Annotated in this window: 18 protein-coding genes and 1 pseudogene; 15 read left to right on the forward strand and 4 right to left on the reverse strand. The window is 68.1% G+C overall.

Going from position 1 to position 20,738, the window contains the following annotated elements; translation table 11 throughout:
- Nucleotides 1-11 precede the first annotated feature (11 nt).
- Nucleotides 12-557 (forward strand): DNA-deoxyinosine glycosylase, encoded by a 546-nt coding sequence (locus tag H7U20_RS27865; RefSeq protein WP_199762393.1) that lies wholly within the window; start codon nt 12-14, stop codon nt 555-557.
- Between the two features lie 126 nt (nt 558-683).
- Here H7U20_RS27865 and recX read toward each other — a convergent pair whose 3' ends face one another.
- Together recX and recA are read right to left on the reverse strand one after the other, a co-directional pair.
- On the reverse strand, nt 684-1,142 hold the full coding sequence (gene recX, locus H7U20_RS27870) for a recombination regulator RecX (RefSeq protein ID WP_199762394.1): 459 nt from the start codon (nt 1,140-1,142) through the stop codon (nt 684-686).
- Between the two features lie 157 nt (nt 1,143-1,299).
- The gene (recA, locus tag H7U20_RS27875) at nt 1,300-2,397 is read right to left on the reverse strand and encodes a recombinase RecA (RefSeq protein WP_199762395.1); all 1,098 of its coding nucleotides are present in this window, start codon (nt 2,395-2,397) and stop codon (nt 1,300-1,302) included.
- 308 nt (nt 2,398-2,705) lie between these two features.
- On the opposite strand from recA, the gene H7U20_RS27880 reads away from it, so the two are divergent.
- From H7U20_RS27880 to H7U20_RS27910, 7 genes are all read left to right on the forward strand, one after another.
- Complete coding sequence (locus H7U20_RS27880; RefSeq protein WP_199762396.1) at nt 2,706-3,413, forward strand: response regulator; 708 nt, start codon at nt 2,706-2,708, stop codon at nt 3,411-3,413.
- Nucleotides 3,410-4,942, forward strand: coding sequence for a sensor histidine kinase N-terminal domain-containing protein (locus H7U20_RS27885; RefSeq protein WP_370593272.1), 1,533 nt, complete (start codon nt 3,410-3,412; stop codon nt 4,940-4,942). The genes H7U20_RS27880 and H7U20_RS27885 overlap by 4 nt, the downstream gene beginning before the upstream one ends.
- The gene (locus H7U20_RS27890; protein ID WP_199762397.1) at nt 4,935-5,252 is read left to right on the forward strand and encodes a DUF4212 domain-containing protein; all 318 of its coding nucleotides are present in this window, start codon (nt 4,935-4,937) and stop codon (nt 5,250-5,252) included. The genes H7U20_RS27885 and H7U20_RS27890 overlap by 8 nt, the downstream gene beginning before the upstream one ends.
- Nucleotides 5,249-7,297: a sodium:solute symporter family protein gene (locus tag H7U20_RS27895; RefSeq protein WP_199762398.1), complete on the forward strand. Its 2,049-nt coding sequence runs from the start codon at nt 5,249-5,251 to the stop codon at nt 7,295-7,297. Before H7U20_RS27890 ends, H7U20_RS27895 begins: the two co-directional genes overlap by 4 nt.
- A 126-nt stretch (nt 7,298-7,423) precedes the next feature.
- The gene (locus H7U20_RS27900; protein ID WP_233411143.1) at nt 7,424-9,508 is read left to right on the forward strand and encodes an alpha/beta hydrolase family protein; all 2,085 of its coding nucleotides are present in this window, start codon (nt 7,424-7,426) and stop codon (nt 9,506-9,508) included.
- A gap of 8 nt (nt 9,509-9,516) precedes the next feature.
- The gene (locus H7U20_RS27905) at nt 9,517-11,598 is read left to right on the forward strand and encodes an alpha/beta hydrolase family protein (RefSeq protein ID WP_233411144.1); all 2,082 of its coding nucleotides are present in this window, start codon (nt 9,517-9,519) and stop codon (nt 11,596-11,598) included.
- Nucleotides 11,599-11,693: 95 nt separating this feature from the next.
- The gene (locus tag H7U20_RS27910) at nt 11,694-12,908 is read left to right on the forward strand and encodes a 6-phosphofructokinase (protein WP_199762399.1); all 1,215 of its coding nucleotides are present in this window, start codon (nt 11,694-11,696) and stop codon (nt 12,906-12,908) included.
- Nucleotides 12,909-13,066: 158 nt separating this feature from the next.
- On the opposite strand, the pseudogene H7U20_RS27915 reads toward H7U20_RS27910, so the two are convergent.
- Both H7U20_RS27915 and purM read right to left on the reverse strand, forming a co-directional pair.
- A pseudogene (locus H7U20_RS27915) lies at nt 13,067-13,447 on the reverse strand (cache domain-containing protein); the annotation flags it as partial.
- Between the two features lie 273 nt (nt 13,448-13,720).
- Nucleotides 13,721-14,764 carry a phosphoribosylformylglycinamidine cyclo-ligase gene (gene purM, locus H7U20_RS27920; protein WP_199762401.1) on the reverse strand — a complete coding sequence of 348 codons (1,044 nt, stop codon included), beginning with the start codon at nt 14,762-14,764 and terminating at the stop codon, nt 13,721-13,723.
- 159 nt (nt 14,765-14,923) lie between these two features.
- Between purM and H7U20_RS27925 the strand changes: the two genes are divergently transcribed.
- From H7U20_RS27925 to panB, 7 genes are all read left to right on the forward strand, one after another.
- Nucleotides 14,924-16,006, forward strand: a complete 1,083-nt coding sequence (locus tag H7U20_RS27925) for an AI-2E family transporter (protein ID WP_199762402.1) — start codon at nt 14,924-14,926, stop codon at nt 16,004-16,006.
- Between the two features lie 48 nt (nt 16,007-16,054).
- Nucleotides 16,055-16,735, forward strand: a complete 681-nt coding sequence (hda, locus tag H7U20_RS27930; protein WP_199762403.1) for a DnaA regulatory inactivator Hda — start codon at nt 16,055-16,057, stop codon at nt 16,733-16,735.
- Complete coding sequence (locus tag H7U20_RS27935) at nt 16,735-17,406, forward strand: histidinol-phosphatase (protein ID WP_199762455.1); 672 nt, start codon at nt 16,735-16,737, stop codon at nt 17,404-17,406. Before hda ends, H7U20_RS27935 begins: the two co-directional genes overlap by 1 nt.
- A complete protein-coding gene (gene pcnB, locus H7U20_RS27940; RefSeq protein WP_199762404.1) occupies nt 17,399-18,778 on the forward strand; it encodes a polynucleotide adenylyltransferase PcnB in 1,380 nt (459 codons plus the stop codon). The genes H7U20_RS27935 and pcnB overlap by 8 nt, the downstream gene beginning before the upstream one ends.
- A 77-nt stretch (nt 18,779-18,855) precedes the next feature.
- Entirely contained in the window at nt 18,856-19,332 is a 477-nt protein-coding gene (gene folK, locus H7U20_RS27945) for a 2-amino-4-hydroxy-6-hydroxymethyldihydropteridine diphosphokinase (protein ID WP_199762456.1), read from the forward strand.
- 6 nt (nt 19,333-19,338) lie between these two features.
- Nucleotides 19,339-19,686, forward strand: a complete 348-nt coding sequence (locus tag H7U20_RS27950; protein ID WP_199762405.1) for a DMT family protein — start codon at nt 19,339-19,341, stop codon at nt 19,684-19,686.
- Between the two features lie 93 nt (nt 19,687-19,779).
- Complete coding sequence (gene panB / locus H7U20_RS27955; RefSeq protein WP_199762406.1) at nt 19,780-20,658, forward strand: 3-methyl-2-oxobutanoate hydroxymethyltransferase; 879 nt, start codon at nt 19,780-19,782, stop codon at nt 20,656-20,658.
- Nucleotides 20,659-20,738 lie beyond the last annotated feature (80 nt).

A 20,738-nucleotide genomic window follows, 5' to 3' on the forward strand; every position in this document is an offset into this window, starting at 1 on the left:
GCGTCGACACCATGGCCACGCCCCCCGCATCCGCCGCCACCGCCGCGCCCGGGCCGGTGTTGCGCAAACGCTGTTTCGACCCGGTGGTCGACCAGCGCACGCGCCTGCTCGTTTTGGGCAGCCTGCCGGGCGACCAGTCGCTGCTGCGCAACGAGTACTATGGCAACAAGCAGAATAAATTCTGGGAGCTGCTGGGCGTCGTCATCGACGTTGATCTGCGATCCTTGAACTACGATGCACGCCTTGCCGCGTTGCTGGAGCATGGCATTGGCCTTTGGGACGTGATCGCGGAAGCCGAACGTGCCGGCAGCCTGGATTCGGCAATCTATAACGCATCGCATAATGCGCTGGCCGAGCTGGTGGCAACGCTACCGAGTCTGCGCGCCATCGGCTTCAATGGAGGCACTGCGGCGCGCCTTGGTCGAAAGCAGCTGCAAGCTACCGCTACTCGCCTTTCCCTGATTGATCTGCCGTCATCGAGTCCTGCATATACGATAGGCTTCGAGCCCAAACTGCAAGTGTGGCGCCAACTCTCAAATTACCTGCCCTTGTCCTAAAATCAGTCCATCGCTCGCGTTTGAATCGATCTTCATAAGAAAAGCATGTGGCACGCCACCGGCGGTCGGCGGTCGGCGTCGGCGGAACTGGCGGCGCTTATGTCGGCTGAATATCCGGCGCCGTCATTACTCTTCCCCGTCCGGATCGATGCCGCGCAGGGCGGCGTGCACGGCGCGCTGGGAAAAGCCGCGCTGCATCAGGAAGCGCATCTGTTTGTTGCGCTCCTGCGGGTCGGCCGCCACCGTGCCGAACTTGCGCCGCCACACCTCGCAGGCGCGCGCCGCCTCGCCCTCGACCAGGCCGGCCTTGAGCTCCTTCAACGCCTCGCCGCCGACGCCGTGGCTTTGCAGCTCGGCAAGAATGCGGCTGTTGCCGAAACGGGCCTCGCGGCGATGCACCAAGGACTCGGAAAACCGCTCGGTCGACAGCCAATTGTTCTTCTCAAGGAAGTCGAGCAGGGCCTCGACGTCGTCGCCCTCCTCGGCGTAGCGCGACAGCTTGCGCGCCAGCTCAAGCCGGCTGTGCTCGCGCATCGACAGATAGCGCAGCGCGCGTCCCTTCAGGCTAAGTTGCGGTGCTGCCATAAAACCCTTTGCGCAATGAGAAAACCACCGGCCCGCAAACGCGGCACGGTGGCTGACTGGTGTGGCGGGCCGGTACCCGCCACCATACTTCAGGGGCCGGCGCGCCTGCTGGCCACGCCCTCCCCGTCCTGCGATGACAATCCGGCCGGCTGCGGCCTTAGTCGACTGCTTTCAGCTTGGCTTCGGCCTTGTCGGCCTTCTCCGGCTTGTCGGCCTTGTCGGCGGTCAGCGCCGGCAGTTCGCGCACGCCCAGCGACAGGCGCACCTTGTTTTCGATCTCCCAGGCCAGCTGCGGACGCTCCTTGAGGTAGGCGCGGGCGTTGTCCTTGCCCTGGCCGATGCGTTCGCCGTTGTAGCTGTACCAGGAACCGGACTTCTCGACGATCTTCGCATCCGAACCCAGATCGAGGATCTCGCCTTCGCGGGAAGTGCCTTCGCCATACAGGATGTCGAAGTGGGCTTCCTTGAACGGCGGCGCGATCTTGTTCTTGACGACCTTGACCTTGGTTTCGTTACCGATCACCTCGTCGCCCGACTTGATCGAGCCGGTGCGGCGGATGTCCAGGCGCACCGAGGCGTAGAACTTCAGCGCGTTGCCGCCGGTGGTGGTCTCCGGGCTGCCGAACATGACGCCGATCTTCATGCGGATCTGGTTGATGAAGATGACCAGGGTGTTGGTGCGGTTGATCGAGCCGGTCAGCTTGCGCAGCGCCTGCGACATCAAGCGGGCCTGCAGGCCGGGCAGCGAATCGCCCATGTCGCCTTCGATCTCGGCGCGCGGCGTCAGCGCCGCCACCGAGTCGATCACCACCATGTCGACGCTGCCCGAGCGGACCAGGGCGTCGCAGATTTCCAGCGCCTGTTCACCGGTGTCCGGCTGCGAAATCAGCAGCTCGTGCAGGTTGACGCCGAGTTTTTGTGCATAGCCGACGTCGAGCGCGTGCTCGGCATCGATGAAGGCGCAGGTGCCGCCCAGCTTTTGCATCTCGGCGATGGTCTGCAGGGTCAGCGTGGTCTTGCCGGACGACTCGGGACCGTAGATTTCCACCACGCGGCCGCGCGGCAGGCCGCCGACGCCGAGGGCGATGTCCAGGCCGAGCGAGCCGGTCGAGACGACCTGCACTTCTTCGATCGGGGTGCTGGAGTCCATGCGCATGACGGAACCCTTGCCGAACTGCTTTTCAATCTGGGCCAGCGCGGCGGCCAGCGCCTTCGCCTTCTCAGATGCGGGTACAACAGCTTTTTTATCGTCCATAATATTCTTTCAGCCCGGGTAAGCGCGGTGAATGGGGGAATTGCGAGTCGAATTCTTCGTAACAGACGACACTGTATAAAAAAACAGTGCTTATTGCAAGCAGCATTTTGCGGCGGCCTTGAAATAGCGCAAAAAGGGGGCGGCAGAAAACCACCCAAGGGCAACGGCCGGGGTCAGACCCAGCGGGTCTGCCCCCAGATCTCGCCGGTGGGGTCGCTTCGCGGGTCCCGCCAACGCCGCCGTCACAAAAATTGGCCTCGCGACGGGAAATGCCACACAATGCACACTTACCCCGTCGGATTGCTGCCATGCGTATTTTACTTGCCGAAGATGATAGTGTGCTGGCCGACGGACTGACGCGCTCCCTGCGCCAGTCCGGCTACGCCATCGATTGCGTGAAGAACGGCCAGGAGGCCGACACCGCCCTGTCGACCCAGGAGTTCGACCTGCTGATCCTCGACCTGGGCCTGCCCAAGATGAGCGGGCTGGAGGTGCTGCGCCGGCTGCGCGCCCGCGCCTCGCTGCTGCCGGTGCTGATCCTGACGGCGGCCGACTCGATCGAGCAGCGCGTCAACGGCCTCGACCTGGGCGCCGACGACTACATGGCCAAGCCCTTCGCCCTGTCCGAGCTGGAGGCGCGGGTGCGCGCGCTGACCCGCCGCGGCGCCGGCGGCGGCGCCACGGTGATCCGCCACGGCCCGCTGAGCTACGACCAGGTCGGCCGCAGCGCCCACATCAACGAGCAGATGCTCGACCTGTCGGCGCGCGAACTGGGCCTGCTGGAAATCCTGCTGGCGCGCAGCGGCCGCCTGGTGTCGAAGGAGCAGCTGGTCGACCACCTGTGCGAATGGGGCGAGGAGGTCAGCAACAACGCCATCGAAGTGTATGTGCACCGGCTGCGCAAAAAGATCGAGGTGGGCGGCATCCGCATCGTCACCGTGCGCGGCCTCGGCTACTGCCTGGAGAAATTCAGCGAGGCCGCCAAGGCCGGCGCCGACGCGCCCGAGGCCAAGTGAGCGGGCGCGAGGCCGCCCAGGCCGGCCCGGCCGGCGCCGAGTTCGACGGCTACCAGCCGCCCGCCGGCGAGCCGGACGAGGGCATCCAGCACTCGCTGTTCGGCGAGATCCTCGACTGGATGCTGGCGCCGCTGCTGCTGCTGTGGCCGATGAGCATCGCCATCACCTACCTGGTGGCCAAGACCATCGCCAACCAGCCCTTCGACCACGCCCTGGAGGACAGCGTCACCGTGCTGGCGCAGCAGGTGCGCGAGGTCGACGGCAAGCTGGTCAAGCGGCTGCCCGGCTCGGCCCGCGACATCCTGCGCGCCGACGACGTCGACAGCGTCTACTTCCAGATCGCCGACGCCGACGGCGGCCATGTCGACGGCGACCGCGACCTGCCGCGGCCGCAGGACGACGACAACATCCGCGCCGGCGCCGTGCGCTTCCGCAACGACAGCATGCACGGCACGCCGGTGCGCGTGGCCTACTCCTACATCGAGCTCGACGGCCGCGGCCTGCCCGACGCCGGCATGGCCCTGGTGCAGGTGGCCGAGACGCTGGAAAAGCGCGGCAACCTGGCCAACGCCATCATCAAGGGGGTGATCCTGCCGCAGTTCATCGTGCTGCCGGTCGTGCTGGCCTTGGTCTGGTTCGCCCTGGCGCGCGGCCTGTCGCCGCTGGCCCAGCTGCAGGAGCGCATCCGCGCGCGCCGCTCGGACGACCTGTCGCCGATCGACTCGAAGCAGGTGCCGGAGGAGATTTCGCCGCTGGTGCGTTCGCTCAACGAGATGCTGGGCCGGCTCTCGCTGTCGATCGACATGCAGAAGCGCTTCATCGCCGACGCCGCCCACCAGATGAAAACGCCGCTGGCCGGCATGCGCATGCAGTCCGAGCTGGCGCTGCGCCAGACCGACAGCGGCGAAATCCACCGCTCGCTGGAGCAGTTGGCGAAAAGCTCGCAGGCGGCCACCCGCCTGGTCAACCAGCTGCTGGCGCTGGCGCGGGCGGAGAACCAGCCGCAGGCCGGCACCGCCCTCCTGCCGATCGCCCTGGCCGAGCTGGCCCGCAACGGCGTGCGGGACTGGGTGCCGAGCTCGTTCAACCAGCGCATCGACCTGGGCTTCGAGCCGCCGCTCGAACAGGTCGACATCGCCGGCGACCCGACCATGCTGCGCGAGATGCTGAGCAACCTGATCGACAACGCGCTGCGCTACACGCCGGCCGGCGGCAGCGTCACGGTGCGCGTGCGCGCCGACGCCGAACACGCCATCCTCGAAGTCGAGGACACCGGCCCCGGCATTCCGGCCGCCGAACGGCCCCACGTCTTCGAGCGCTTCTACCGCATCCTCGGCAGCAACGTCGAAGGCTCCGGCCTGGGCCTGGCCATCGTCCGCGAGATCGCCCAACAGCACGGCGCCGAGGTCGACGTCTACAACAACCCGCGCGCGCCGCAAGCCAAACTTCCCGGCTGCCTGTTCCGCCTCAGCTTCCCGCTGTTGCCGGCCGCGCCGGCAACAGAAAGCGATCCCGTCCACTATGGATAAAACCGCCGCCCCGGCCCCGGCCCAGCCCGCCGCCCGGCAGCGGGCCGAGCGGCTGCGCCTGGCGCGCCACTGGCGGGCCACGCGCCGGCTGTCGCTGCTGCTGTTGCTGCTGTGGCTGTTCACCGGCTTCGCCGCCGCCTTCTTCGCCCGCGAGCTGGCCGGCCTCAGCCTGTTCGGCTGGCCGCTGTCGTTCTACCTGGCGGCGCAGGGCGCCTCGCTGGTCTACCTGGCCATCATCGGCGGCTACGCCTGGCGCCTGCGGCGGCTCGACCGCGACTACCGCCACGCCCGCTTCCAGGACGGCGCGTGAAGGCGGCCCGCTCCCTCTTCCAGCGCCTGCGCGGCTACTACCTGCTGTTCACCGGCGGCTTCGCCTGCTTCCTGGTGGCGCTCGCCGTGCTCGAACAGGAGGGCATGCCGCGCGTCTGGATCGGCTACCTGTTCATGTTCGCCACCATCGTGCTGTACGCCACCATCGGCGTGCTCAGCCGCACCTCCAACGTGCTCGAATACTATGTGGCGGGCCGCCGCGTGCCGGCCCTGTTCAACGGCATGGCGACGGCGGCCGACTGGATCTCGGCGGCCAGCTTCATCAGCCTGGCCGGCGGCCTGTACCTGCACGGCTTCGACGGCCTGGCCTACATCATGGGCTGGACCGGCGGCTACTGCCTGGTGGCGCTGCTGATCGCGCCCTACCTGCGCAAGTTCGAGCAGTACACCATCCCCGACTTCCTCGCCGCCCGCTACGGCGACGGCGGCGGGCGCGCCGTGCGCAGCCTGGCGGTGGCCGCCACCATCATCGTCTCCTTCACCTACGTGGTGGCGCAGATCTACGCGGTCGGCCTGATCGCCTCGCGCTTCACCGGCGTCGACTTCTCGGTCGGCATCTTCCTCGGCCTGGCCAGCATCCTGGTCTGCTCCTTCCTCGGCGGCATGCGCGCCATCACCTGGACCCAGGTGGCGCAGTACATCATCATCCTGGTGGCGTTTTTGATCCCGGCCGTCTGGCTGTCGGCCAAGCACGCCGACAACCCGCTGCCCCAGGTCGCCTACGGCAAGCTGCTGCCCAAGCTGGGCGCGCGCGAGGCGGCGCTGGCGGCCGACCCGGGCGAACAGCAGGTGCGCGCCATCTTCCAGCAGCGCGCCCAGGCCTACGCCGACCAGCTGGCCGGCCTGCCCGCCTCGTGGGATGCCGGCCGCCTGACGGCCCAGCACCAGCTCGACCGGGTCAAGCAGCGCAACGCCTCGCTGCTGGAGATCCGCGGCGCCGAACGGGCCTTGCTGGCCTATCCGAAGAGTCCCGACGAGGCGGCCGCCCAGTGGGACCAGGCGCGCCGCTGGAATTTGGCCCGCGCCGCCCCGCTGACGCCGCACGGCCTGCCCTTCCCCGGCGCCGACCGCGCGCAGTCCGACATCAAGCGCAACAACTTCCTCGCCCTCGCGCTGTGTTTGATGCTGGGCACGGCCGCCCTGCCGCACATCCTGATGCGCTCCTACACCACCGCCTCGGTGCACGAGACCCGCGTCTCGGTGTTCTGGACCTTGTTCTTCATCCTGCTGGTCTACCTGACCATCCCGGCGCTGGCGGTGCTGGTCAAGTACGACATCTATTCCGGCCTGGTCGGCAGCGACTTCGCCCACCTGCCCACCTGGGTGTCGTACTGGTCCAACGTCGACAAGTTGACGCCGCTGATCCGCATCGCCGATGTCAACCACGACGGCATCGTCCAGCTGGCCGAGATCGTCATCGACGGCGACGTGCTGGTGCTGGCCACGCCGGAGATCGCCGGCCTGCCCTACGTGATCTCCGGCCTGGTCGCCGCCGGCGGCCTGGCGGCGGCGCTGTCGACCGCCGACGGCCTGCTGCTGGCCATCTCCAACGCGCTGTCGCACGACGTCTACTACAAAATGGTCGACCCGACCGCCTCGACGCAGAAGCGGGTCACCATCTCCAAGCTGCTGTTGCTGGCGGTGGCCTTCATCGCCGCCTACGCCGCCTCGCAGCGGCCGGGCGACATCCTGTCGCTGGTCGGCGCCGCCTTCTCGCTGGCCGCCTCGACCCTGTTCCCGGCGCTGGTGCTGGGGGTCTGGTGGAAGCGCGCCAACGGCCCGGGCGCCATCGCCGGCATGCTGGCCGGCTTCGCCGTCTGCGTCTACTACATGCTGCACAGCCATCCCGTGCTGGGCAGCGGCGCGGCCGGCCAGTGGTTCCACATCGCGCCGATCTCGGCCGGCATCTTCGGCGTGCCGGCCGGCCTGCTGGCGGCGGCCGTGGTCAGCCTGCTGACGGCGCCGCCGGCGCCGCGCATCCAGGCCCTGGTCGACTACGTGCGGGCGCCCGAGCGCGAGGGCTGAGCCGGCGCCGGCTTGACCGCCGGCGCCGGCCGTCGACGCCGCCGGTAGCATTTTCAACTGGCAGATGTTATTCTGTGGAAATTATTTATTTGGCAAAAATAGTAATTAACACAACACGGAGCGAGCATGTCAGCATCCCACCCCATCCTGCGTGCCGGCTGCCTGGCCGCCGCCATGCTGCTGGCGGGCGCCGCGGCTGCGGCGGACGCCGTCCCGGCCGGCGGCCCGGCCGCCGCCACCACATCGCCGCCGCCGGCCGCCAGCTTCTTCGAGCGGGCCCGCTTCAGCGCGCCCAAACTATCGCCCAGCGGCAAATTCCTCGCCGCCCGCACCGCCCTGCCCGACGGCCGCCTGCGCCTGTCCGTGGTGCGGCTGGACGACCTGTCGGTCAAGGTGGTGGCCGCCTTCGGCGACGCCGACGTCGGCTACTTCGACTGGGTCAACGACGAACGCCTGGTATTTGACGCCACCGACCTGCAGCAAACCGACAGCGACGACCGCACCGCGCCCGGCCTGTTCGCCGTCAACCGCGACGGCAGCGCCCTGCTCCAGCTGGTCGAGACCGGCTGGGGCGAGCGCGGCACCGGCAGCCATCTGGGCGTCAAGCGGCTCGACTGGGACTACTTCCTGCTGCGCCAGCCGGGCCGGCAGGACTCCGATTTCGTCTACGTGCTGCACCCGATCTGGAACGCCGACCATGGCGTGCGCAGCCAGACCCTGTGGCGCCTGAACACCGTCAGCGGCCAGGCCAGCGCGGTGCCGGCGCCCAGCTTGGGCGAGGTGCAGGACTGGCGGCTCGACCAGCACGGCGAACCGCGCCTGGCCACCACCCTCAAGGACCGGACCGCCACGGTGCTGCTGCGCGAGGGCGACACATGGCGCAAGCTGAGCCAGTACGACGCCTACTCGGGCGAAGACGGCGGCCGGCACAACTTTACCCCGCTCGGCTTCGGCCCGGACGGCACGCTGTACGTGGCGGCCAGCGGCGGCCACGACAAGCGCGCGCTGTACCGCTTCGACCTGGGCAAGGGCGAGCTGGATCAGGAACCCCTGCTGCAGCTCGACGGCTACGACTTCGACGGCGAACTGATCAGCAGCGACGACAAGCTGCTCGGCGCCAGCTACCTGAGCGACGTCCACGGCAGCGCCTGGTTCGAGCCGCGCATGCGGGCGCTGCAAGCCAGCGTCGACGCCCTGCTGCCCGGCCGCGTCAACCAGCTCGCCACGGCGCGGCGCGGCGACTCGCCGTGGCTGCTGGTGCACTCCTACTCCGACCGCGAGCCGGGCGACTACGTCCTCTACAACACTGTCAGCCGGCAGCTGACCCGCATCGGCCAGCACCGCGAACACATCGTGCCGGCGCAGATGGGCCACCAGGTGCTGGTGCGCTACAAGGCCAGGGACGGCCTGGAGATTCCCGCCTGGATCACCTACCCGCGCGACAGCACGCGCAAGAACCTGCCGCTGGTGATGCTGGTGCACGGCGGCCCCTATGTGCGCGGCAACTCCTGGGGCTGGAATCCGGACGCCCAGTTCCTCGCCTCGCGCGGCTACGCGGTGATGGAGCCGGAGTCGCGCGGCAGCACCGGCTTCGGCTATCGCCATTTCCGCGCCGGCTGGAAGCAATGGGGCCTGGCCATGCAGGACGACATCGCCGACGGCGCCAAATGGGCCGTCGCCCAGGGCATCGCCGCGCCCCAGCGGATCTGCATCGCCGGCGCCAGCTACGGCGGCTACGCCACCTTGATGGGCCTGGTCAACGACCCGGCGCTGTACCGCTGCGGCGTGGCCTGGGCCGGCGTCACCGACATCCAGCTGCTGTACGACGGCCACTGGAGCGGCGAGTCCGACCTCGGCGAGGGCTGGAAGCGCTGGGGCATGCCGCGCCTGGTCGGCGACCCGCTCAAGGACGCCGCCCAGCTGGCGGCCACCTCGCCGCTGCGCCAGGCGGCCCGCATCAAACGGCCGCTGCTGCTGGCCTACGGCGGCGACGACCACCGCGTGCCGCTCTATCACGGCGAAAAATTCTACGCCGCCGTCAAGGCCGGCAACCCCGGCGTCGAATGGGTCAGCTATCCGAAGGAGGGCCACGGCTGGAAGCTGCTGCCCGACCAGGTCGACTTTTGGAGCCGGGTCGAGAAATTCCTCGACCGCAACATCGGCCCCGGCGCCGCCACCGCCACCGCCACCGTTACCACCACCCAACAATAAGAACCGCCATGATGCCACGCCACACCACCGCCCAAGCCACCCTGCGCCTGCTGTGCGCCGCCCTGCTGCTCGGCGCCGCCCAGCAGGCCGCGCCGGCCCGCGCCGCCGGCGCCAGCGCCAACGCCAGTACCAGCGCCCCGGCGGCCACGCCGGCCGGCGCCGCCACCGCGCCGCCGCCGCTGGCCGCCTTCTTCAACAACGCACAGATGAGCGACGCCAAACTCTCGCCCAACGGCAAATTCCTCGCCGTGCGCATGGCCGCCGCGCCGGCCCGCGACGGCCTGGCCGTGATCGAACTCGACACGCTGACCCCGCTGCGCGTGGCCCAGTTCAACAACGTCGACATCGGCGACTTCGAATGGGTCAACGAGCAGCGCCTGATCTTCGACAGCCGCGACAACACGGTGGCGCCGGGCGACCAACGCCATGGCGCCGGCCTGTTCGCGGTGGACCGCGACGGCGCCAACTTCCGCGTGCTGGCCGAGAGCAGCTTCGCGCCGCCGTCGAGCACCGGCACCGTCATCAAGCGCAACGTGCAGCCCTGGAACACCTTCCTGCTGCGCCAGCCCGGCGCGCAAACCTCCAACCAGGTGTATGTGCAGCGGGCCGGCTGGGGCGACGCCAGCGGCAACGTCACCCACTGGGACCTGGTGCAGCTCGACACCACCAGCGGCCTGGCCAACGTCGCGCAGCGCCCCGGCAAGGTGCAGTCATGGCTGCTCGACCAGGCCGGCGAACCGCGTCTGGCCGTCACCGAGGACCAGGGCAAGAGCGGCGTGCACTACCTCGACCCGGCCAACGGCAAATGGCGCAAGCTGGCCGAGTTCGCCTCCTTCGGCGAGTCGTCCGACGCCTTCGAACCGCTCGGCTTCGGCGCCGATGGCAAGCTCTACGTGCGCGCCCGCGCCGGCCGCGACAAGAGCGGCGTCTACCTGCTCGACCTGGCCAGCGGCAAGCTCGCCGCCGAGCCGCTGCTCTCGCTGGCCGACTACGACTTCGGCGGCGCGCTGGTCTACGGCAAGGGCAAGCTGCTCGGCATCGAGGTGCTGTCGGACGCCCGCAGCACGGTCTGGTTCGACGCCGCCATGAAGACGGCCCAGCAGCGCGTCGACGCGCTGCTGCCCGGCACCGTCAACCTGCTGGCGGCGGCCCACAACGCCGACTCGCCCTGGCTGCTGGTGAACGCCTACTCCGACACCCAGCCGGCCGCCTTCCTGCTGTTCAACACGGCGACGGCCGAGCTGAAGACGGTCGGCCACAGCCACCCCGACATCGTGGCGGCGCAGATGGGCACCCAGGACCTGGTGCGCTACGCGGCGCGCGACGGCCTGAGCATCCCCGCCTGGCTGACCCTGCCGCGAGGAAAGGGCAAGCAACTGCCGATGGTGCTGCTGGTGCACGGCGGGCCGAACGTGCGCGGCGACGAGTGGGGCTGGAACGCCGAAGCCCAGTTCCTCGCCTCGCGCGGCTACGCCGTGCTGCAACCGGAGTTCCGTGGCAGCACCGGCTTCGGCGCCCAGCACTTCCGCGCCGGCTGGAAGCAATGGGGCCTGGCCATGCAGAACGACCTGGCCGACGGCGTGCGCTGGGCCGTCGCCCAAGGCATCGCCGACCCCAAACGGGTCTGCATCGCCGGCGCCAGCTACGGCGGCTACGCCACCTTGATGGGCCTGGTCAACGACCCCGAGCTGTACCGCTGCGGCATCGACTGGGCCGGCGTCACCGACATCGGCAAGATGTACTCGAACCGCCACAGCGTGCTGTCGGACATGGGCGACGAATGGCGCAACTACGGCATGCCCGAGCTGATCGGCGACCCGCTCAAGGACGCCGCCCAGTTCCAGGCCACCTCGCCGCTGGCCCAGGCGGCCCGCATCAAGCAGCCGCTGCTGCTGGCCCACGGCAGCGACGACCGCCGCGTCCCGCTCTACCAGGGCAAGGACTTCTACCAGGCCGTCAAGGCCGGCAACCCGCAGGTCGACTGGGTGGTCTACGACGGCGAGGGCCACGGCTGGTCGCTGGCGCAGAACCGCATCGACTTCTGGGGCCGCGTCGAACGCTTCCTGGCCCAGCACATCGGGCCGCGCTGAGCGGCGCGAACAAGGCTACGCAGCGGCGCCGAAATGCGCTACGCTAGGCGGACGCGGGCCGGCCGGCCGGCGCCACCGTTGCGGAGGAGTTGCGCATGTCGTCGGGAAAAATTCTGGTCGCACAAGGGGGCGGTCCGACCGCCGTCATCAACCAGTCGCTGGCCGGCGTGGCGCTGGAGGCGCGCCGCTTCCGCGACGTCAGCCGCGTCTACGGCGCGCTGCACGGCGTGCGCGGCATCGTCAACGAGGACTTCGTCGACCTGACCCAGGAGACCAGCCACAACCTCGAACTGGTCGCCGCCACGCCGTCCTCGGCGCTCGGCTCGACCCGCGACAAGCCCGACGTCAAATACTGCCAGGAGATCTTCCAGGTGCTGCGCGCCCATGAGATCGGGCACTTCTTCTACATCGGCGGCAACGACTCGTCCGACACCGTGCGCATCGTCAGCCTGGAGGCGGCCAAGGCCGGCTACCCGCTGCGCTGCATCCACATCCCGAAAACCATCGACAACGACCTGGTCGGCAGCGACCACACCCCCGGCTTCCCCTCGGCGGCGCGCTTCGTCGCCCAGGCCTTCGCCGGCGCCAACCTGGACAACGCCGCCCTGCCCGGCGTCTACGTCGGCGTGGTGATGGGCCGCCACGCCGGCTTCCTGACGGCCGCCGCCGCGCTGGGCAAGAAGTTCCCCGACGACGGCCCGCACCTGATCTACCTGCCCGAGCGCGTCTTCGTGCTGGAGCAGTTCCTGGCCGACGTCAAGGCCGTGTATGCGCGCCACGGCCGCTGCGTGGTGGCCGTCTCCGAGGGCATCCACGACGCCGCCGGCCAGCCGATCGCCGCCCTGCTGGCCAAGGAAGTCGAGCGCGACGCCCACGGCAACGTGCAGTTGTCGGGCACCGGCGCGCTGGCCGACCTGCTGTGCGACGAGATCAAGGCGAAACTCGGCATCAAGCGGGTGCGCGGCGACACCTTCGGCTATTTGCAGCGCAGCTTCATCGGCTGCGTCTCCGACGTCGACCAGCGCGAGGCGCGCGAGGTCGGCGAGAAGGCCGTGCAGTTCGCCATGTGGGGCCAGCGCGACGGCTCGGTGGCGATCCAGCGCACCGGCTTCTACTCGGTCGACTACGCCCTGCTGCCGCTGGAGGCGGTGGCCGGCAAGACGCGGGTGATGGAAGACCAGTTCATCAGCGCCAGCGGCACCGACGTCACCGACGCCTTCCGCCTGTACCTGCGCCCGCTGCTCGGCTCCGGCATGCCCGACGCCTACCGCCTGCGCCCGGCGGCCGTCGCCAAAATCCTCAAACCCTGAACCCTGAAACCAGCGGGGTCAGTGCCGACATTCGGACACAAGCTGAGCAATATGAATGCAATGGACTGCGTTCTACTGTTCAGGCCGTGTCCGAATGTCGGCACTGACCCCAAGGTCCTGCAAGGTCCTGACCCCAAGGTCCCAAGGTCCGCTAGCGCTCAGGGTGTATAGGCGCCGCAACTGACGACGTAGCCGTCGACCTTGGTGAAGAACATGGTCTTCGGCTCGATCTTGCCGGTGACGGGATTGAGGAAGCGGTATTTGATCGAACCGCTGTTGCTGGTCTTGAGCGCCTCGTTGCGCTGGCGCGTGATGTAGGTGCCGTCGGCGTCGCGCAGCTCGCTCAGGTCCTTGCCGACCAGGCGCTGGTTGGCGCCGTGCGCCAGGTTAATGTTCTTGCCGTCCATGATGGAGACGTACAGGTCGCGGTCGACGAACTGGCCCTTGGGCTGGTTCGCTTCGGCCACCGTCTTCTCGATGCCGTTCTTTTTCAGGTAGGCCACCGCTTTGTTCATCATCGCCTGGGCCTCCTCCAGCGTGGCGCGGCCCTCGCCGCGCCGGCGCCGTGCAAATAACCGCCGGCCAACATCAACAGGGCCGCGCGCAAAATCAGTCGTCGCATCATGTTCGTCTCCAAGGTGGGGGGGGGCGGCCCGGCCGCGCGTGCGCGGCGGGGTCCGCCAACCAGCTTACACCTTGCCCGATAGCAATTCCACCAGACATTGCATGGCGTGGCGGGAAAGGTACAAGCTTGCCGTAAACGAAAAAAGCGCGCCGCGGCGCGCTTTTCGGTCGAGCCGGGCCGGATCGGCTTAGATGACGGTGGTCTGGTGCTCGTCGCCGACGCGGGCGCGGATGCGGCCGATGCGCGAGACGGTCTCGCCGGCGGCCTGCAACTGGGCCACGGCGGCGTCCGCGTTCTCGGCGGCGACGATGACGGTCATGCCGATGCCGCAGTTGAAGACGCGGTGCATCTCGGCGTCGGCCACGCCGCCGTGCTGTTGCAGCCACTGGAACAGCGGCGGCATGGTCCACGCCGTCGAGTCCAGCTCGGCCACCAGGCCGGCCTGCAGCACGCGCGGGATGTTTTCCACCAGACCGCCGCCGGTGATGTGCACCATGCCCTTGACTTCCATGCTGTCCATCAGCGCCAGCAGCGGCTTGACGTAGATGCGGGTCGGCTCCATCAGCACGTCGGCCAGCTTGCGGCCGTGGAAGTCGCCTTCCAGGTCAGGCTTGGCCACTTCGATGATCTTGCGCACCAGCGAGTAACCGTTCGAGTGCACGCCCGACGAGGCCAGGCCCAGCACCACGTCGCCCGGCACGATCTTGGTGCCGTCGATGATCTTCGATTTTTCCACCGCGCCGACGGCGAAGCCGGCCAGGTCGTACTCGCCGGCCGGGTACATGCTCGGCATTTCCGCCGTCTCGCCGCCGATCAGCGCGCAGCCGGCCAGCTCGCAGCCCTTGGCCACGCCCTTGATGACGTCGGTCGCGGTCGGCACGTCGAGCTTGCCGCAGGCGAAGTAGTCGAGGAAGAACAGCGGCTCGGCGCCCTGCACCAGGATGTCGTTGACGCTCATGGCGACCAGGTCGATGCCGACCGTGTCGTGGCGGTTCAGCTCGAAAGCGAGCTTGAGCTTGGTGCCGACGCCGTCGGTGCCGGACACCAGCACCGGCTCCTTGTACTTCTTGCTGATCTCGAACATGGCGCCGAAACCGCCCAGGCCGCCCATCACCCCCTCGCGCATGGTGCGCTTGGCAAACGGCTTGATCGCTTCGACTAAGGCGTCACCGGCGTCGATATCGACGCCGGCGTCACGGTAGGACAGGGAAACATTAGATGGTTGGCTCATGGTGTATTTGGCAGCGGAGGCGGTAAAATAGAAGGCGGAGACCGGAATTGCGCACATGCGGCGGGCGCAGACTCAAATCCGTTCAATCCGCTATTTTATCAAACTGCCCCGTCCACCAGCCTTTTTATTCCTCTTTTTCAAACATCGAACCCTGAATCCATGGCATTTCCCCTCTCGCTAGAGCAAAAGCAAACGGCATTTTGGATCGCGGTATGGGGCGCCTTCCTGCTCTTGCTGCTCGCTTTGGGGCCGGTGCTGACCCCGTTCCTGGCCGCCGCCATCCTCGCCTACGCCCTCAATCCGGGCGTCGACCGGCTCGACCACCTGCGTTTCCGCCGCTTCGACGTGCCCCGTCCGCTCGCCGTGCTGCTGGTGATGGTGCTGTTCTTCTGCGCCCTGGCCGCCCTGGTGCTGATCGTCGTGCCGGTGCTGCAAAAGGAGATTCCGCTGCTGCAGGCGCAAATCCCGGCCTTCCTGGCCAAGCTCAACGACCTGCTCGGCCCGCGTTTGCAGGAACTCGGCGTCAAGGTGCGCCTCGACAGCGCCGGCATCAAGAAGATCGTCAGCCAGCAGATGGCCAGCAGCGGCGAGGAGATCTGGAGCGCCGTGCTGGCCTCGGCCCGCGTCGGCGGCACCGCCGTGCTGGGCTGGATCGCCACCGTGGTGCTGATCCCCGTGGTGCTGTTCTACCTGCTGCTGGACTGGCATCCGATGCTGGCGCGCATCGCCGGCGCCGTGCCGCGCCGCTACATCGGCCGCACCCTGGCCATGGCCAACGAGGTCGACACCCTGCTGGCCCAGTACCTGCGCGGCCAGCTGCTGGTGATGCTGGTGCTGGCGGTCTACTACTCGGTCGGCCTGATGATCGCCGGCTTCGACGTCGCCCTGCCGGTCGGCATCATCACCGGGCTGCTGGTGTTCATCCCCTACCTCGGCTTCGGCCTGGGCCTGGTGCTGGCGCTGATCGCCGCCGTGCTGCAGTTCGCCGACTGGAGCGGCGTCGTCGCCGTGGCCGGCATCTACGGCCTGGGCCAGCTCATCGAGGGCTTCTTCCTGACCCCGCGCCTGGTCGGCGAGCGCATCGGCCTCAATCCGCTGGCGGTGATCTTCGCCCTGCTGGCCTTCGGCCAGCTGTTCGGCTTCGTCGGCGTGCTGCTCGCTTTGCCCGCCTCGGCCATTTTAATGGTCGCTTTTAAGCACCTGCGCCGCCACTACCTGAGCAGCAGCTTCTATAATGCGTGACGTAACACAGAAAACGCATATGCAAACTATCAGGACAGGGCGAACGCCATGAAACAACTGGTGCTCGATTTAGGCGCAGACCAGGCGCACAGCCTCGAATCGTTCGAGGTCGGACAAAACGCCGAGGCGACCCAGCTGATGGGCCAGTTCGCCGCGCGCAGCTCGCGCGAGCACTTCGCCTACCTGTGGGGCGGCGCCGGCGTCGGCAAGAGCCATCTGCTCAAGGCGCTGGCCGACACCCGCCACGGCGACAAGACGGCGCGCTACATCTCGCCGTTTTCGATCGAATCGGAGTTCGTCTACCTGCCCGAGGTCGACCTGTACCTGCTCGACGACTGCGAAAAGCTGTCGCCGGTGGCGCAGATCGACGCCTTCGCCCTGTTCAACGAGATCCGCGCCAACGGCGCCTTCATGGTCTGCAGCGGCGCCGTGGCGCCGGCCGTGCTGCCGGTGCGCGAGGACCTGCGCACCCGCATGGGCTGGGGCCTGATCTACCAGATCCACGGCCTGACCGACGACGAGAAGGTGGCCGCGCTGAGCGCCGCCGCCGCCGCCCGTGGCTTGACGCTGTCGCCCGGCGTGTTACCCTACCTGCTGTCCCATTTTCGCCGCGACATGCGTTCGCTGTCGACCATGCTGGACTCGCTCGACCAGTATTCCCTTGAAACCCAACGACCGATCACCCTGCCGCTGCTGCGCGAATGGCTGCAGGCGGAAGCGAAAGAATGATGAATCTCGCCCTATTTGACCTCGACCACACCCTGCTGCCGATCGACTCGGACTACGAGTGGGGCCAGTTCCTGGTGCGCATCGGCGCCGTCGACGGCGCCGAGTTCGCGCGCCGCAACGACGCCTTCTTCGCCCAGTACCAGGCCGGCACGCTCGACCCGGTGGAATACCTCGAATTCTCGCTCGGCACCCTGGCGCGCTTCCCGCGCGCCGAACTCGACGCCATGCAGGCGCGCTTCATGGACGAGGTGATCCTGCCGGCCATCAAGCCGCAGGCGCGCGCCCTGCTGCAACGCCACGCCGACGCCGGCGACCTGGTGGCCATCGTCACCGCCACCAACCACTTCGTCACGGCGCCGATCGCCAAGGCGCTCGGCGTGGCCCACCTGATCGCCGCCATGCCCGAGCTGGACGCCGCCGGCCGGCCCACCGGCAAGCTGCTCGGCACGCCGACCCAGGGCGCCGGCAAGGTCACCCACACGCGCGCCTGGCTGGCCGGCCTGGGCCACCGGCTCGAGGACTTCGGCCAAAGCCATTTCTACAGCGACTCGCACAACGACCTGCCGCTGATGCGGCTGGTCAGCCACCCCGTCGCCACCAACCCCAACGCCGCGCTGAAAACGCACGCTTCAGCCCAAGGCTGGCCACTACTCGACCTATTCAATGATTAAGAAACTGATCCGCAAAATCCTGGGCACCAAAAACAAGGGCGGACGCGACGCCAACACCCCGGTGGTGCTCGGCCCGCAGGACCACGGCATCGAGCCACGGCTGCTGTCGTCGAACGCGGTGCGCGTCACCAGCACCCTGCAGGAGGCCGGTTTCGAGGCCTTCGTGGTCGGCGGCGCGGTGCGCGACCTGCTGCTCGGCGTCAAGCCGAAGGACTTCGACATCGCCACCAACGCCACGCCGGAGCAGGTGCGCAAGCTGTTCCGCCGCGCCTTCATCATCGGCAAACGCTTCCAGATCGTCCACGTCATGTTCGGCCAGGACCTGCTGGAGGTGACCACCTTCCGTGGCACCACCTCCGACTCGGCGCCCAAGGACGAACACGGCCGCGTCCTGCGCGACAACACCTTCGGCTCGCAGGCCGAGGACGCGGTGCGGCGCGACTTCACCATCAACGCCATGTACTACAACCCGGCCAACGAGCAGGTGCTCGACTACCACGGCGGCATCGAGGACATCCGCGGCAAGACGCTGCGCATCATCGGCCAGCCCGAGGCGCGCTTCCGCGAAGACCCGGTGCGCATGCTGCGCGTGGTGCGCTTCGCCGCCAAGCTCAAGTTCACCATCGAGCCGACCACCGCCGCGCCGATCGCCGTCATGGCGCCGCTGATCAACAACGTGCCGGCCGCCCGCGTCTTCGACGAGATGCTCAAGCTCCTGATGAGCGGCCAGGCGCTGGCCTGCCTGCAGCAGTTGCGCAAGGAGGGCCTGCACCACGGCCTGCTGCCGCTGCTCGACGTGGTGCTGGAGCAGCCGCTCGGCGTCAAGTTCGTCACCCTGGCGCTGGACTCGACCGACTCCCGCATCGCCGCCGGCAAGACCGTTTCGCCGGGCTTCCTGTTCGCCTCCCTGCTGTGGCACCAGGTGCTGGAAAAGTGGACCGCCTACCGCGCCGCCGGCGAATTCCCCATCCCCGCGCTGCACCTGGCGGCCGACGACGTGCTCGACTCGCAAACCGAAAAACTGGCCCTGCAACGCAAGATCGGCTCCGACATGCGCGACATCTGGTCGATGCAGCCGCGCTTCGAGCGGCGCAACGGCAAGTCGCCGCACAAGCTGCTGGAACACCCGCGCTTCCGCGCCGGCTACGACTTCCTGCTGCTGCGCTGCGCCTCCGGTGAGATCGACGCCGAGCTGGGCGAATGGTGGACCGCCTTCTACGAGGGCGACGAGGCCACCCGCGACGACCTGGTCGACAACGTCGGCCGCGCGCCGGAAGGCGGCAAGAAGAAGCGTCCGCCACGACGCGGCGGTCGCGGCAAGGCCGCCATCGTCGACGGCACCGGCAACCCCGGCGGCGGCGACGGCGAATGAACGCAGGGTTTGATCCCGTCGCCGCGCCGGCGGCGGCCGGCACAGACGGCACCGTCGGCACCATCGGCACCATCGGCATGGTGACCGCCTACATCGGCATCGGCGCCAACCTGGGCGACGCCCGCGGCAACGTGGTCGACGCGCTGGCCCGGCTGGCGCGTCTGCCCGGCTGCACCCTGCAAGCCGCCTCCGGCCACTACCGCAGCGCCCCGATCGACTCCAGCGGCGACGACTACATCAACGCCGTCGCCCGCATCGACACCACCTTGGGCGCCGAGCAACTGCTGCAGGCGCTGCACGCCATCGAACAGGCGCACGGCCGCGAGCGGCCCTACCGCAACGCCCCGCGCACCCTCGACCTCGACCTGCTGCTGTACGGCGCACAGCGCATCGCCAGCGCCACGCTGACGGTGCCGCACCCGCGCATCGGCGAGCGCGCCTTCGTGCTGGTGCCGCTGCTGGAACTGGCGCCGGCCATCGACATCCCCGGCCTCGGCCCGGCGCAAGACTACCTGGCCGCCGTCGCCGACCAGGCCATCAGCCTCCTCGTTTAAACCGGTATGCAAATCCCTGTCATCGTCCAAACCGTCGGCCTGCTGACGCTGTCGAACGTCTTCATGACGATCGCCTGGTACGGCCACCTGAAAAGCCTGTCCAACAAGGCCTGGTGGATCGCCGCCCTGATCAGCTGGGGCATCGCCCTGTTCGAATACCTGCTGCAGGTGCCGGCCAACCGCATCGGCTACACCCAATACAGCCTAGCGCAGCTGAAGATCATGCAGGAGGCGCTCACGCTGACCGTGTTCGTCCCCTTCGCCATGTTCTACATGAACCAACCTTTCAAGCTGGACTACGTTTGGGCCGGGCTGTGCCTGGTCGGCGCCGTCTACTTCATCTTCCGCAGCTAGCGTAGCGAACCGGTCGATTGGCGCCCGCCTGCGCGCAAACCGCAACAGGGCTACACTAGCGCCGTTAGCATTTTCTATTTTTAAGGATTTACCATGTCTGCTTATTTGCAAGGCAACGAAATGACGGCCAGCCAAAAGCCCGCCGCCGCGACGACACCTGCACCGGCCAAGCCGGTCGCGACCAAGGCTGTCACCGTCACCACGCTGGGCGCGCTGCGCGCCGCCGGCGAAAAAATCACCATGTTGACCTGCTACGACGCCAGCTTCGCCTCCTTGATGGACCGCTGCGGCGTGGAAGTGCTGCTGATCGGCGACTCGCTCGGCATGGTCTGCAACGGCCACCACTCGACCCTGCCGGTCACCGTGGCCGAACTGGCCTACCACACCGCCGCCGTGGCGCGCGGCAGCAAGTCGGCGCTGATCGTCGCCGACCTGCCGTTCGGCGCCTATGGCACGCCCGAGCAAGCCTTCGCCAACGCCGTGCAGATCATGCAGGCCGGCGCCCACATGATCAAAATCGAAGGCGGCGCCTGGCTGGCCGAGACCGTGCGCTTCCTCACCGAGCGCGCCGTTCCGGTCTGCGCCCACATCGGCCTGACGCCGCAGTCGGTGCACCAGCTGGGCGGCTACAAGGTGCAGGGCAAGACCACCGAAAGCGCCGACGCGTTGAAGGCCGACGCGCTGGCCTTGCAGGCGGCCGGCGCCTCGATGGTGGTGCTGGAGGCGATTCCTTCGCAGCTGGGCAAGGAAGTCACCGAGCTGCTGAACATGCCGACCATCGGCATCGGCGCCGGTCCCGACTGCTCCGGCCAAGTGCTGGTGATGCACGATCTGCTGGGCGTTTTCCCGGGCCGCAAAGCGCGCTTCGTGAAGAATTTCATGGAAGGCCAGACCAGCATCGACGCCGCCGTCACCGCCTACGTGACCGAGGTCAAGGACGGCAGCTTCCCGGCGCTGGAACACTGCTTCTAAGCGCAAAGCCGCTAGCGTAGGCGGCAAACCCCAGAGGCGCAACCTGGGGTCAGACCCCTCGGGGTCTGACCCCGGCTCTT

Source organism: Rugamonas violacea (assembly GCF_016461825.1).
GTDB lineage: Bacteria > Pseudomonadota > Gammaproteobacteria > Burkholderiales > Burkholderiaceae_D > Rugamonas.

Coding starts and splice junctions, on each gene's coding strand:
- H7U20_RS27865 (WP_199762393.1), top strand. CDS start 12: ATGGCCACGCCCCCCGCATCCGCCGCCACCGCCGCGCCCGGGCCGGTG.
- recX (WP_199762394.1), bottom strand. CDS start 1,142: ATGGCAGCACCGCAACTTAGCCTGAAGGGACGCGCGCTGCGCTATCTG.
- recA (WP_199762395.1), bottom strand. CDS start 2,397: ATGGACGATAAAAAAGCTGTTGTACCCGCATCTGAGAAGGCGAAGGCG.
- H7U20_RS27880 (WP_199762396.1), top strand. CDS start 2,706: ATGCGTATTTTACTTGCCGAAGATGATAGTGTGCTGGCCGACGGACTG.
- H7U20_RS27890 (WP_199762397.1), top strand. CDS start 4,935: ATGGATAAAACCGCCGCCCCGGCCCCGGCCCAGCCCGCCGCCCGGCAG.
- H7U20_RS27900 (WP_233411143.1), top strand. CDS start 7,424: ATGTCAGCATCCCACCCCATCCTGCGTGCCGGCTGCCTGGCCGCCGCC.
- H7U20_RS27905 (WP_233411144.1), top strand. CDS start 9,517: ATGATGCCACGCCACACCACCGCCCAAGCCACCCTGCGCCTGCTGTGC.
- H7U20_RS27910 (WP_199762399.1), top strand. CDS start 11,694: ATGTCGTCGGGAAAAATTCTGGTCGCACAAGGGGGCGGTCCGACCGCC.
- purM (WP_199762401.1), bottom strand. CDS start 14,764: ATGAGCCAACCATCTAATGTTTCCCTGTCCTACCGTGACGCCGGCGTC.
- H7U20_RS27925 (WP_199762402.1), top strand. CDS start 14,924: ATGGCATTTCCCCTCTCGCTAGAGCAAAAGCAAACGGCATTTTGGATC.
- hda (WP_199762403.1), top strand. CDS start 16,055: ATGAAACAACTGGTGCTCGATTTAGGCGCAGACCAGGCGCACAGCCTC.
- H7U20_RS27935 (WP_199762455.1), top strand. CDS start 16,735: ATGAATCTCGCCCTATTTGACCTCGACCACACCCTGCTGCCGATCGAC.
- pcnB (WP_199762404.1), top strand. CDS start 17,399: ATGATTAAGAAACTGATCCGCAAAATCCTGGGCACCAAAAACAAGGGC.
- folK (WP_199762456.1), top strand. CDS start 18,856: ATGGTGACCGCCTACATCGGCATCGGCGCCAACCTGGGCGACGCCCGC.
- H7U20_RS27950 (WP_199762405.1), top strand. CDS start 19,339: ATGCAAATCCCTGTCATCGTCCAAACCGTCGGCCTGCTGACGCTGTCG.
- panB (WP_199762406.1), top strand. CDS start 19,780: ATGTCTGCTTATTTGCAAGGCAACGAAATGACGGCCAGCCAAAAGCCC.